This window comes from Rhizobium sp. BK591 (assembly GCF_014195045.1).
Taxonomy (GTDB): Bacteria; Pseudomonadota; Alphaproteobacteria; order Rhizobiales; family Rhizobiaceae; genus Rhizobium; species Rhizobium anhuiense.
The window spans coordinates 93,630-105,778 of the sequence record NZ_JACIAZ010000008.1; the positions used below are offsets into that span (position 1 = coordinate 93,630).

Here is a 12,149-nt window from a genome sequence, read left to right on the forward strand (position 1 = left end):
GAGCATGGCATAGGCTGGTCTTGCATGTGGCTTGTCCGTTGCGGCAGTCTGGACTTTGCCATAGGGAGATGGAGGGCGACTGTCGAAGTCTGCCGGCAATGGTCTTTCAGGGACCGAGTGTATTGTTGATGTCAAAGCCGCGCGCGAAGCTTCCATTCTCCGAAGAGACCTTGCAGGCCATGCTCGTCCGCGTGCTTCGCCCGCTGGTCAAACTCGCTCTCGCCTCCGGCTTCAACTTCACTGCTTTTTCGGCCATTCTTCGCCGCCTCTATATCGAGGTTGCGGAGAACGAATTTACGCTGCCGAACAAACAGCAGACGGATAGCCGTATCTCGCTTCTGACCGGCATCCACCGCAAGGACGTCAACCGGCTGCGTGGACAGGCCCTGACGGCATCCTTTCTCACCGTGAGTGTTTCGCAGACGAGCCGCATTCTTGCGAGATGGCTTGCCGATCCGCTCTATTGCGATGCGGAGGATAGGCCGAGCGCCCTGCCCCGCACATCCAGCGACGGCGGTCCGTCATTCGAAAGCCTGGTGGGCGACATCACCAAGGACGTCCATCCTCGCTCGATCCTGGACGACTGGCTGGACAGAGACATTGTCGTTGTCGATCAGAACGGTTGGATCCAGCTCAACCTCTCATCGATCGTCCCGAATGCCGGGGACGAAGCCCGCCGGCATTATTTTACCCGCAACCTTCGTGACCACGTCCAGGCATCGGTCATGAATCTGATGAACGACCCTCCTCCCTATTTCGAACGCGCCGTTCATTATGACGGGATATCTCCAGCGCTGGCAGCCCGGCTCGACGAGATTGGGCGCAAGGAAGGGATGGCGCTGCTCCTGAAGCTCAACAAGATCGCCCATCAGGCCATCAAGGACGATCCCGGCGGCAACAGCCGCTGGATCACGGGCGTCTATGTCATGACCGAGGAGGGTGACGCAGTTCCTCCGGCAGCAGCCGCTTCCGAGACGGAGACTGACGCATGAGCCCGTCAACGATCTCGAGAAGACAGTTTCTCTTGGGCGGAATAGCGCTCCAGGTTCTGATGCCAGCGATGACAGCCGCGCAGCCGACGGGCACCGGCGATCATGGCATCGGAGGCTCCGGTCTTTCCATTGGAGGTGGAGAGAACGAAGACCACGGTATCGGTGGAACCGGCATCGTCGGGACCATCCAGGGTTTTGGCAGCATCATCGTCAACAACATCCACATACCGTTCAGTGCGACGACGCCGATCGACATCGATGGACGACGCGCGCCTGCAAGCGCGATGAAGGTCGGTCATGTCGTCCGGGTGCTGATGGCAGGAAAGCGTGCTGCCCGCATCGCGATCGTCAGCGAGGTCCAGGGCCGCATCGACGAGATGGGTAAGACCGGGATGACCATCCTGTCGCAAACCGTCGACACGACCGGTTTGGTCACGAAGGGCTTGCGAAAGGGCAAGCGGGTCGCCGTGTTCGGCATCCGCAAACCGGATGGCACCATCATTGCCAGACGCATCGAGCATCGCGCCGTTTCCGATGGCGCCCATGTTCGCGGTGTCCCCGTAAGGAGCGGCAATCGCGTCTTGCTCGGCGGCCTTTCGCTTGGGCAGGCGCAAGCACATTTGGTCGGCAAGCAAACCGTCGTGCGTCTCAGGACGGACGCCAATCGATCGGTCATTATACGCATTCAGGCCGAACCTGTGGTGCCGGGTCTGAAACGAGGTGTCGTCAACGTCGAGACCTTCAAACCCGCAGAAAAGGGCGGAGCTGGCGCAGGACCTGGGGGCTCAGCGCCTTACGGCTCGATGCGAATGTCTCCCGATGGCCATGGATTTGTCGACGTCACCGTTCGCGATTCAAGCAGAATGACGGGCTTTGCGGACAGGCAAGGCCCAGACGGCTTTGGTCCTCGCCCGCCGGATGGTCCTCCAGACGGGCCAGAGCGTGGCCATCCGTCTTTCGGCAGAGGCGGGCCTGGCGGAGATTATCCTGATCCGAACAGGCGGGGTCCGCCGCCGCAAGACCCCTTGCGCCGCGGTCCACCGCCTACGGATCCTCCAGTTCCGCGCTAACGCGCCATCAATCAGATTGACATATGGGAAAATTTCCCATTTATTGCTCTTGCGATTCCTGATTTGGGTTCCCAAGAAGGACTTGCCGATTGTCTATCGGGTTCGCCCCACACCCGACAGACAATCGTTTGATTTTCAATCGCTGCTGACTGCCGAACCAACCCGCCGTCGCCAAGAGGAATCAGGAATTGCTTTTGCTGGAACGCGAACCGGACGTGTCGATGGAAATGAACGAATCGACCGTCGTTGCAACCTGGGAAAACCGCGCGCAAATCATCGAAATCATGAGCAGCGCGCGCCAGACGAGCCAACAATTTCAACATCTTTGGCAGAGCAGCGCCGGAACGGGCCGGCTCAGCCAAGATGATACGGACAAGTTGGTCGAACTGCTCCGCCAGATCAGCGACCTGAATGAAATGCTCATGCGATTGGCCTGAAAGGCTTACCGGCGCGTCGATCGACCCATTCAGAAGCTAACCGCTTGACAACGCTATCCGCGATAACCCCGGCGCCGCGATAGGAAATCCTTGGGCTTCGGTCCGCTCGGCTATGGCGGCTATCGAGCCGTTTTCACGGCGAGCAAGATCACATGCTTTTTGCACTTCGTACGGAAAGCTGAGGGCAGCCAAGCTGATCTCCTTCGCGATGAAGGTGATGTCGCCTTGAGCCATCATGATGGCTGGTGATGGTTTGATACCACCGCTTCAACCTATCAACCCAATTTTGGACGGTTGCCCCAGACCTGAAAGAGCTGGCTAAGCTCCGACCTCATAAGAATTAACCATATTTCAGTGTTCTTGCCAAATAATGCCGTACGTAGATCAGGTCTCTCGAAGTAGAGAGGCCAAAAGTTATTTGGAGACAGTCTTGGCATTCACCATCGCTCGCAGTCTGGTGGCGTTCGGCGTCGCCGTTTCAGTAGGTCTTTTCATGTCGATCGGATTGCAGCAATCGGCGCTCGAACGGCTGAAGGTCAACGGTCCGGTTTACGAGCAGGTCGTCTACGGCAAGGATTTGATTGCCGATATTCTACCGCCGCCGCTGTTCGTGGTCGAATCCTACATGCTCTCCTTCGAGGCGAGCAAATTTCCCGAACTAACAGACACCAATCTTGCCAAGATCGCCAATCTCAAGGCCGCTTACGACGACCGCCGCGCCTATTGGAAAACCACCCGGCTGCCGCAGGCGTTGAAGGACGAGCTTGAAAACGATGTCATCGCCAAGGGCGATGCATTCTGGGGGGTGATGAACCGCGAGATCATCCCCGCCTTGAATGCCAAGGATGAAGACAAGGCGCATGGTGCGATCGAACAGTTGCGCGTTGCCTTCCATTCGCATCAGGATGCGGTCGAGAAACTCGTTGCCAATTCCGACGCCTTCCTGAAGGGCGAGGAGCGCAATGCCGCTTCGGAAATCGTCACCTGGACGATCTATGCCGGTGCTGCGGGTTTCGGCTCGTTCGGCCTGCTGCTGATCGGCCTCTATCTCCTGCGCCGTCGCGCCATCGTGCCGCTCGACGGTATGAAGGCCTATATGGGCAACCTCGCCGAAGGCGATTTTTCGACCGAAGTTCCCTATGCCAACCGTTCCGACGAGATCGGCGCCATGTCCAAGGCCGTCGCGGTATTCCGCCGCAATGCGCTCGAACGGCAGGACGCGCAGAAGCGCGAGACCGCACTTCGCGACGCGGAATTCGAGCGCGAGCGCAGCCAGCTGGCCGAAAAGGCCGCTGAGGAACAGATCCGCGAAACGGTGATCGCCCAACTGACATACGGCCTGGAACAGCTATCGAACGGCAATCTCGATTGCCGCATCACGACGCCCTTCGCCACGGCCTACGAAACTTTGCGCGCAAAGTTCAACGACAGCATGGATGCGCTTTGCGCTTCGATGGCCGAGATCGCCCAGACCTCCAAGCAAGTGGGCAGTTCCTCGTCCGGCATCACCGATGCCGCCGACAGCCTTGCCTTGCGCACGGAACAGCAGGCCGCGATGCTCGAAGAGGCCACAGCCGCGCTCGACGAGATGAATGCCAAGGCGAAAGACGCCTCCGACCATGCCGGCAAGGCAACCGGCATGATGACCGAGACCCGCACCAGCGCCGAACATTCGGCGGCCGTCGTTCGCGAAGCGATCGCCGCCATGGAACGGATCGAAGGTTCGTCCTCCCAGATCGGCGACATCGTCAATGTCATCGATGAAATCGCCTTCCAGACCAATCTTCTGGCGCTCAATGCCGGGGTCGAGGCGGCCCGCGCGGGCGAAGCGGGCAAGGGTTTCGCCGTCGTTGCCCAGGAAGTGCGCGAACTCGCCATGCGCTCGGCCAACGCCGCCAAGGAGATCAGAGCGCTGATTTCCACCTCCTCGTCTCAGGTCTCCACCGGGGTGCAGCTCGTCAACCGCACCGGCAAGGCGCTTCTGGAAATCGAAGGACAGGTCGAGCAGGTTGCCGGTCTGATCGCCCGCATCGTCTCGGTGTCCTCCGAGCAGGCGGTGGCGATCGGCGAGATCAACGCCTCCGTCAACGCTCTGGATCAGGTCACCCAACGCAACGCCGCCATGGCCGTCGAAACCGCCTCGGCCTGCCGGGCGCTCGGCAGCCAGACGCAGACATTGGAAGGGGTCGTCAGCCGCTTTCAGATCGACGCGGCCGCCAGCCCGTCAAGATCGCAGAAAGCGGCCTGACGCGTCCGCGGCAAAGGGAAGGGCCGCCCTTCCCACCTCAGTCCGTAACGATCGCCACGACGGCAACGCAGTCGCCTGCTTTGACCAGCCCCGGGAAATGCCGGGCACAGAGAATGCCGTTCATGCCGGCGCGGATCTCGCGGGGCGCCATTCCGGTCCGGCCGATCGGATGGATGCGCGCGACGACGGCGTCTTCGGCCACGGCTTCACCGAGGTCAATGACAGGCTCGATCAACCCGCCCTCCTCTGCGAAAGAGAAACAGCGGCCGTCCGGCATATCGAGCCAGCTCGTCGGGCCGGTCTCGACGGCGCCCGCGACGATCCCCGCATGGCGCAGCACGTTGATGGTGCCGCGTTTGGCAATCGCCGCACTTTTGGCCGTGGCGGTGCCGCCGCCGCCGAGTTCCGTGGTGATGAAGACCTTGCCCATCTCCTCGGCGGCGGTGTCGTACATGCCGACCGCATCGATCTCAAGCATCTTCATCGAATAGGGGGCCGCAAAGGCCGTCACCAATTCGAAGGCCTTTTTCTCCTGTTGCTTGTTCGCCAGGATGTGGGCCGCGCAGAACGGCAGAAAATCGAGCGTCTTGCCGCCGGAATGGAAGTCGAGGACGAGATCCGCCATCGGCAGAAGCACCCGCTGGAAATAGTCGGCAATCTTCTCCGTCACCGTGCCGTCCGGCCGGCCCGGGAAGCTGCGGTTCATGTTGCCCCTGTCGATCGGCGAGGTCCTGGTTCCCGCCTGGAATGCCGGATAATTCATGGCCGGCACGATGATGACAGTGCCGCTCACCTCCTCAGCTTTCAGCGTGCGGGCAAGATCGAAGAGTGTGATCGGTCCTTCATACTCGTCGCCGTGATTGCCGCCGGTCAGAAGAGCCGTTGGCCCCTTGCCGTTCCTGATGACCGTTATCGGCACCATCACCGATCCCCAGGCGGAATCGTCGCGGCTGTAGGGCAGCCGCAGGAAGCCGTGCTGGACGCCCTCGGCGGCGAAATTGACCGTCGCGCTGATCGGTGACGGTCGCAAGCCAATCTCTGTCATCGCAGCCTCAATCCTTGACCATCAGCCTGCGCGGCACGTTCGCGAAGCACTCGACACCGCTCTCGGTGATGAGGATGCTCTCGGTCGTCTCGAATCCCATGTCGTCGAGCCAGAGGCCGGTCATGAAATGGAAGGTCATGCCGGGCTTCAGTTCCGTCCGGTCGCCCGGTCGCAGGCTCATGGTGCGCTCGCCCCAGTCCGGCGGATAGGAAAGGCCAATCGGATAACCGGTGCGGTTGTCCTTGACGATGCCGTATTTTTTCAGCACCGCGAAGAAGGCGTTGGCGATATCCTCGCAGCTATTGCCGGGTCTGGCGACCGCAAGACCGGCCTCCATGCCCTCCAGCGTCGCCTTTTCGGCATCGAGAAAGGCCTGCGTCGGCTTGCCGAGGAAGACGGTGCGCGACAGCGGCAGGTGATAGCGGTTGTAGCAGCCGGCAATCTCGAAGAAGGTGCCCTCGCCCGTCTTCATCGGCCGGTCGTCCCAGGTCAGATGCGGTGCGGATGCTTCGACGCCGGACGGCAGCAGCGGCACGATCGCCGGATAATCGCCGCCGATGCCGTCGACGCCGCGGGTGCCGGCATCATAGATTTCCGCGACCAGATCGCATTTGCGCATGCCGACCTCGATCTTGTCGAAGATGCGGGCATGCATCGCCTCGACGATGCGGGCGGCATTGCGCATATACTTGATTTCGGTCTCGCTCTTGACCGCGCGCTGCCAGTTGACGAGGGCGGTCGTATCGACGAAGCGCGCATTCGGCAGGTGCTTCTGCAGCGCCGCGAAGGCCGCCGCCGAGAACCAGTAATTGTCCATCTCGACGCCGATCGTCAGCTTGCCGAAGCCGCGTTCGGTGAGGATGCCCGAGAGATAATCCATCGGATGGCGTTCGGTCGATTGCACATAGTGATCGGGATAGCCAATGATGTTGTCATGCTTCAGATAGGCGGTGAACTTGGCGCCGTTGGCATCCTGGCCGCGGCCGAACCAGATCGGCTCTCCCTGTGGCGGCACGATCACCGCCTGGTGCACATAGAAGGACCAGCCATCATAGCCGGTGAGCCAGGCCATGTTCGACGGGTCGCTGACGATCAGCAGGTCGACGCCCTTCGCTTCCATGGCACGCCGTGTCTTTTCCAGCCGCGCGGCATATTCGCCGAGCGAGAATTTGAGGTTGGGCTGGGTCATGTCTCTTCCCTTCTTTTCCGGCGCCGCGCCGGTCAGCTTTCGAACGTGGTCCCGGCCTTCGCCGCGCCGGCTCGGGCAAAGGCGAGGGTGGCGATGGCGGTGTCCTGAATGCCGGTCCCGGTCAGGTCCGCAATGGTGATCTGGTCGTTATCCGTCCGCCCCGGCGCCCGGCCGGCGACGATCTGGCCGAGTTCGGTGAAGACCGCATCGGCCGCGACCAGGCCGGCATCGATTGCGTGATGCAGCTCGCCGAGGCGCCGCGTTTGCTTCAGGCTGTCGGCGACGTAGAGGCCGGCAGCGGCGATGGCGGCCGGATCGATCTCGTTCTTGTGTTCGGCATCCGAGCCCATCGCCGTCAGATGCTGTCCGGGTTCCAGCCACCCCGCCTTGATGATCGGCATTTCCGACGGCGTGGTGGTGACGATGAGGTCGGCGCCGGTCACTGCTCCCCTGGCGTCCGATGTCGCGATGACGGGAAAGCCGAGTTTTCCGGCCAATTCCGCAGCCGTGGCTTGCGCCTTGGCGGCATCGCGCGCCCATATCCTTGCTTCGCGGATCGGCCGCACCAGCGTCAGCGCTTCGAGCTGCAGCCGCGCCTGCATACCGGCGCCGAAGATCGTGGCCACGGACGCATTTTGGCGCGACAGATGTTTCGCCGCGACAGCGCCGGCTGCTGCGGTGCGCACGTCGGTGAGATAGCCGTTGTCCAGCAGCAGTGCCTGCACCAGTCCGGTCCGGCTCGACAGCAGCACCATCATGCCGTTGGTGCTCGGCAGGCCGATCTGGGGGTTGTCGAAGAAACCGGGGCTGATCTTGATCGCGAAGCCCTCGATGCCGGGCACATAGGCCGTCTTCACATCGACTTCGCCCCGATATTCCGGAATGTCGAGCCGCAGGATCGGGGGCATGGCGACGGCCTTGGTCGCAAGCGCTGCGAAAGCCTCCTCGATGCAGGCGACCGCATCTCGGTCAAGCCCGATGACTTTCCTCAGTTCCGTTTCCGTCAGAATGATCATCCGGCTCATGGCCCCTCCTCGCCGTAGAGCGGCTGCGTCCCGTTGATCACCCGCAGGTGCTGCTCCATGTCGACATTCGCCCCGGACAAGATCGCGACGATGGGACCGCCGCCCCTGATTTTTCCGGCAAGCAGCGCGGCGATACCGACCGCGCCCGCGCCTTCGACGACCTGGCGTTCGCAGGCATAGGCATGGCGCATGCCGGCGGCGATTTCCGTCTCGGTCAGCAGGATGACGTCGTCGAGAAGTTCGCGGCACATGGCAAAGGTGACGCGGTTGTCGAGACCAATGCCGCCGCCGAGCGAGTCGGCAAGGCTCGCCACTTCCTCGACCTGCACCGGCTGCCCGGCATCGAGGCTTGCCTTCATCGCGGCACCCTTCTCCATCGTCAGGCCGATCACTTTGGTCGTCGGACTGATGGCTTTGACCGCGGCCGCAAGCCCCGCCGCAAGGCCGCCGCCCGAGAGCGGCACCAGCACGCTCGCCGCCTCCGGCAAGTCGTCGATGATTTCAAGCCCCAGCGTCCCCTGCCCGGCCACGACATCGGGATGGTCGAAGGGCGGCACCATCACCAACCCTTCCTCGCGGACCAACCGGTCGACTTCCTGCTGCGCCTCGTCCTGCGATACGCCGACGATGCGGACATCGGCGCCGAGACGGCGGATCTCCGAAACCTTGTTCTCCGGCACCAGCCGCGACATGCAGATGGTCGCAACGGCACCTTCGGCCTTTGCCGCATAGGCAAGCGCACGGCCGTGATTTCCGGTCGAGGCTGCGACGACGCCACGTAAGCGCTGCGCCGGCGACAAGGACAGCACCGCATTGGTCGCCCCACGGAGCTTGAAGCTGCCGGTCGTCTGATGATGTTCGAGCTTGAGATGCACTGGCACGCCGGCCAATTCGCCAAGCGACGCGGACTGCACCATCGGAGTGGTGGTCACGCGGCCGGCAATCCGTCGCGCCGCCGCACGGATGTCCTCCAGCGAAACGGGCAAGGTGCTCACCATGATCTCAGCCTTCCCAATAGGACTTGGTCATCAACTGACCGAGTTCGGGCCGCGCCCGATCATCGCCGCAAAGCCTCAGACAGGACCAGGCCGTCGCCAGATTGCTGGTCACCACCGGCTTGCCGGTCTCACTTTCGATGCGGGCAGCGACCTGGGCTGCGCGCACCGCCGTACAGGAGATGAACAGCGCGTCCGATTGCGGCGCCAGCGCCTGGCGCGCAAAGGCAAGGATCTCCTCCGGTGCGATCCGCGCCATCTCGCGATCATCGGTCAGGCCGAGACAGGTGAAGCGGTCAATCGCAAAACCGAGATCCGAAAAATAGTCCGCCATCGGCCGACTGGTCTCGACCGTATAGGGCGTCAGCACCGAGATCCGTCTGGCGCCAAGCGCTTTCAGACCTTTCACGGCGGCCGCCGTCGGCGTCACGACGGGAATCCCGGGCTTGGCCGCATGGATCGCCGCCTCGATGTTGCGATCGCCGATCACCACCGAGGCGGAGGTGCAGGAATAGACGATGGCATCGAGCGCCTCGTCCGGCAGGATCAGTGCCGCGCCTTGCGTCAGCAACGGCTGCATCCTCAGGAGGTTTTCGGCCGTGACCGGATTGGCGTAGTGGATGCGGCTGACATAGACGCCGAGGCGATCGCTGGCGACCATGCGCTGGAAGTCGACTTCCGTCGTGTGGTCGGTCGCGAGGATGATCAGGCCGATGCGCTTTTCCAGCGGCCGATTCTCCAGTCGCGGCAGCCTGCCGGCAGGGATGATCTCAATCTCTACGGTCATGGTCAGTCATCCATCCTGGCGTAGCGTTCCTCAAGCCAGCGCAATCCCACTACGGAGATCAGGCTGATGACGAGGAAGAAGACGCCGACCAGCGTCATCGGTTCGATGTAGCGGTAGTTGCTGTTGGCGATGCTCTTGGCCTGGTTCATCAGTTCGAGCACGGTGATCGCCGAAAGCAGCGGCGTCTCCTTGAACATGGCGATGAAATAATTGGCGAGTGCCGGGATCATCGGCGGGATCGCCTGCGGCAGGACCACGTGGATCCATGCCTGGCGCGTCGTCAGATTTGTGGCCTTGGCCGCCTCCCATTGTCCGCGCGGCACATTCTCGATGCCGGCGCGATAGACCTCGGCGGTATAGGTCGCATAGTGAATGCCCATACCGATGACGCCTGCGACCAGCGGCGCCAGCCGAATGCCGATATCGGGCAGCACGTAGAAGATGAAATAGAGCTGCACCAGCAGCGGCGTGCCGCGGATGAATTCCGAGACGAAGCCGACCGTGCGGGACACGCCGGCGACCGGTGATCGCCGGGCAATCGCAAGAGCCAGGCCGACGATCATCGCGACGGCAGCGCCGAGGATGGTCGCGAGAATGGTGATCTGGAACCCTTCGAGAAGGGTCGGCATGATCTGCCAGACGAAGTCCCAATCCCATTCCATCCGATCAGGTCCTTATGCCGTCGAGGCTGCGCGCCATACGCCGCTCCAGCCAGCGCATCGTCGCGGAGATCGCCGAGGCCATGAGAAAATAGAGGATGAGGATCGTCGCGAAGGGCACCAGCGTATTGCCGGTCTGCGCCCGCACCACCTGCGCCTGGAACGTCATATCCGTCAGCGAGATCAGCGACACGACGGCCGTGCCTTTGAGAAGTTCGATCGCATTGTTGCAGAAGGTCGGCAGCATCAGCGGCAGCGCCTGCGGCAGGATGACGTGGCGCATGCGCTGGTATCGCGACAGGTTGAGCGCGATGCAGGCTTCCGACTGTTCGCGCCCGACGGCCTTGACGGCGCCGCGCACCACCTCCGCCGCATAGGCACCGACATTCAGCCCGAGCGCCAGCACGCCCGCCTGCAGCGGCGTCAGGGTCAAACCCGCAAAAGGCAGCACAAAATAGACCCAGAAAAGCTGGACGAAGATCGAGGTGCCGCGGAAGAATTCGATATAGGCCGTCGCCAGAGCCCGCACGGCGAAGAAGCGCGACAGCCGGCCGAGGCCCGCCAGGAAGGCCATCACCAGTGCCAGCGCAGACCCCATGACCGTCAGTTCGAGCGTCACCAGGGCGCCCTCAAGGATCAGTGTCAGATAGCCGGACCATACCGACATCGGCAACTCACTTCCTAGAGCATGCCGCGCAAAACTGTGCAGCGGTTTTGCGATGACGACATGCGTAAAAACAAGGACCTAAAGCGCAACACGCTTTAGGAGATCGTTCGGGGACAACCCGGCCATGCCGATGGCATGGCCGGCTGCCACGATTACTTCGCCGCGGCGCAGAGCTTTTCGCGGCTCGTCGACATCGCGGCCTTGGCCGAGAAGCCGTAGGGCTCGATGATCTTGGCGAATTCGCCCGATTCCTTCAGCTTCTTCAGCTCGACGTCGAAGGCGTCGCGCAGGGCGACGTCCTGCTTGCGGAATGCAGCGCCATCGCAATAGACCGGCGCATTGACGACCGGAGCGACGGTTTCGAGGTTCGGATCGTTCGCCTTGGCCATCAGGTCATGGATCGACAGGACCGGCAGCGAGTAGACGTCGATGCGGCCGTCCTGCAGCATCTTGATGCCGCTCTGGCCATCCGGAACAACGATGACGCGGTCGCGCGGCACGCCGGCCTCAAGCGCCAGCTTCTCCTCGGTCCCGCCGCCCGGCGCGCCGATCTTGGCGTCCGGATTGTCGGCGATGTCCTTGTAGCTGGTCAGTTTCAGCGGATTGCCCTTCTTGAGAGCGAAAGCTTCGGCGTCGCAGAGGATCGGTTCGGAATAGGCGACGGCGGCGCAACGCTCGGGCTTCATGAAGAGGCCCGCGGTGATCGCATCGTGGCGGCCGGCCTGCAGGCCGGGGATCATCGCGCCATATTCCGAAATCGAGGCGACGACTTCCTTGACGCCGAGCTTTTCGAAGATGGCGCGCGCCACATCGGGTGCGGCGCCGGACACCTTGCCATCGGCGCCGACGGCGGTGAACGGCGGTTCGTTGGCAATGGCAATACGCGCAAAGCCCTGCTCCTTCAGCTGCTCGAGCTTGTCATCGGCAGCCGAGGCCGGGGCAGCTGCTGCAACCAGAAGCACCGACAGGCTGGCGGCGCTCAAAAAATATCCTGCTTTCATCGTTCCCAACTCCTCTGATTTTCCTTGAGTTTGT

12 protein-coding genes are annotated in these 12,149 nt (G+C 62.3%); 4 read left to right on the top strand and 8 right to left on the bottom strand.

Going from position 1 to position 12,149, the window contains the following annotated elements; all coding sequences use genetic code 11:
• Window positions 1-98 precede the first annotated feature (98 nt).
• The 4 genes from FHX10_RS29225 to FHX10_RS29240 all read left to right on the top strand — a co-directional run bounded on the left by FHX10_RS29225 (window position 99) and on the right by FHX10_RS29240 (window position 4,747).
• Window positions 99-992 (top strand): DUF6502 family protein, encoded by an 894-nt coding sequence (locus tag FHX10_RS29225; RefSeq protein WP_063473690.1) that lies wholly within the window; start codon window positions 99-101, stop codon window positions 990-992.
• Complete coding sequence (locus tag FHX10_RS35310) at window positions 989-2,062, top strand: DUF5666 domain-containing protein (RefSeq protein WP_063473691.1); 1,074 nt, start codon at window positions 989-991, stop codon at window positions 2,060-2,062. Before FHX10_RS29225 ends, FHX10_RS35310 begins: the two co-directional genes overlap by 4 nt.
• Before the next feature lie 188 nt (window positions 2,063-2,250).
• Entirely contained in the window at window positions 2,251-2,499 is a 249-nt protein-coding gene (locus FHX10_RS29235; protein WP_047619707.1) for a hypothetical protein, read from the top strand.
• Window positions 2,500-2,929: 430 nt separating this feature from the next.
• On the top strand, window positions 2,930-4,747 hold the full coding sequence (locus FHX10_RS29240; RefSeq protein ID WP_097596216.1) for a methyl-accepting chemotaxis protein: 1,818 nt from the start codon (window positions 2,930-2,932) through the stop codon (window positions 4,745-4,747).
• A 37-nt stretch (window positions 4,748-4,784) separates the two neighbouring features.
• Here the strand turns inward: FHX10_RS29240 and doeB are convergent, their stop codons facing one another.
• From doeB to ehuB, 8 genes are all read right to left on the bottom strand, one after another.
• Window positions 4,785-5,792, bottom strand: coding sequence for a N(2)-acetyl-L-2,4-diaminobutanoate deacetylase DoeB (gene doeB, locus FHX10_RS29245; RefSeq protein ID WP_097596215.1), 1,008 nt, complete (start codon window positions 5,790-5,792; stop codon window positions 4,785-4,787).
• Between the two features lie 7 nt (window positions 5,793-5,799).
• On the bottom strand, window positions 5,800-6,981 hold the full coding sequence (doeA, locus tag FHX10_RS29250) for an ectoine hydrolase DoeA (protein WP_097596214.1): 1,182 nt from the start codon (window positions 6,979-6,981) through the stop codon (window positions 5,800-5,802).
• Window positions 6,982-7,013: 32 nt separating this feature from the next.
• Window positions 7,014-8,006, bottom strand: coding sequence for an ectoine utilization protein EutC (gene eutC, locus FHX10_RS29255; protein WP_097596213.1), 993 nt, complete (start codon window positions 8,004-8,006; stop codon window positions 7,014-7,016).
• Entirely contained in the window at window positions 8,003-9,004 is a 1,002-nt protein-coding gene (gene eutB, locus FHX10_RS29260; RefSeq protein ID WP_097596212.1) for a hydroxyectoine utilization dehydratase EutB, read from the bottom strand. Before eutB ends, eutC begins: the two co-directional genes overlap by 4 nt.
• Before the next feature lie 4 nt (window positions 9,005-9,008).
• A complete protein-coding gene (gene eutA / locus FHX10_RS29265) occupies window positions 9,009-9,788 on the bottom strand; it encodes an ectoine utilization protein EutA (RefSeq protein WP_097596211.1) in 780 nt (259 codons plus the stop codon).
• A 2-nt stretch (window positions 9,789-9,790) separates the two neighbouring features.
• Complete coding sequence (gene ehuD / locus FHX10_RS29270; protein ID WP_097545047.1) at window positions 9,791-10,450, bottom strand: ectoine/hydroxyectoine ABC transporter permease subunit EhuD; 660 nt, start codon at window positions 10,448-10,450, stop codon at window positions 9,791-9,793.
• 4 nt (window positions 10,451-10,454) lie between these two features.
• Window positions 10,455-11,114 carry an ectoine/hydroxyectoine ABC transporter permease subunit EhuC gene (ehuC, locus tag FHX10_RS29275; protein ID WP_047619689.1) on the bottom strand — a complete coding sequence of 220 codons (660 nt, stop codon included), beginning with the start codon at window positions 11,112-11,114 and terminating at the stop codon, window positions 10,455-10,457.
• A gap of 152 nt (window positions 11,115-11,266) precedes the next feature.
• On the bottom strand, window positions 11,267-12,115 hold the full coding sequence (gene ehuB / locus FHX10_RS29280; protein ID WP_047619777.1) for an ectoine/hydroxyectoine ABC transporter substrate-binding protein EhuB: 849 nt from the start codon (window positions 12,113-12,115) through the stop codon (window positions 11,267-11,269).
• Between the last annotated feature and the right edge of the window lie 34 nt (window positions 12,116-12,149).

Bases quoted from the DNA above. Each gene is read 5' to 3' on its own strand.
- doeB (WP_097596215.1), bottom strand. From the start codon at position 5,792: ATGACAGAGATTGGCTTGCGACCGTCACCGATCAGCGCGACGGTCAAT.
- ehuB (WP_047619777.1), bottom strand. From the start codon at position 12,115: ATGAAAGCAGGATATTTTTTGAGCGCCGCCAGCCTGTCGGTGCTTCTG.
- ehuD (WP_097545047.1), bottom strand. From the start codon at position 10,450: ATGGAATGGGATTGGGACTTCGTCTGGCAGATCATGCCGACCCTTCTC.
- eutC (WP_097596213.1), bottom strand. From the start codon at position 8,006: ATGAGCCGGATGATCATTCTGACGGAAACGGAACTGAGGAAAGTCATC.
- FHX10_RS35310 (WP_063473691.1), top strand. From the start codon at position 989: ATGAGCCCGTCAACGATCTCGAGAAGACAGTTTCTCTTGGGCGGAATA.
- ehuC (WP_047619689.1), bottom strand. From the start codon at position 11,114: ATGTCGGTATGGTCCGGCTATCTGACACTGATCCTTGAGGGCGCCCTG.
- FHX10_RS29225 (WP_063473690.1), top strand. From the start codon at position 99: ATGGTCTTTCAGGGACCGAGTGTATTGTTGATGTCAAAGCCGCGCGCG.
- eutB (WP_097596212.1), bottom strand. From the start codon at position 9,004: ATGGTGAGCACCTTGCCCGTTTCGCTGGAGGACATCCGTGCGGCGGCG.
- doeA (WP_097596214.1), bottom strand. From the start codon at position 6,981: ATGACCCAGCCCAACCTCAAATTCTCGCTCGGCGAATATGCCGCGCGG.
- eutA (WP_097596211.1), bottom strand. From the start codon at position 9,788: ATGACCGTAGAGATTGAGATCATCCCTGCCGGCAGGCTGCCGCGACTG.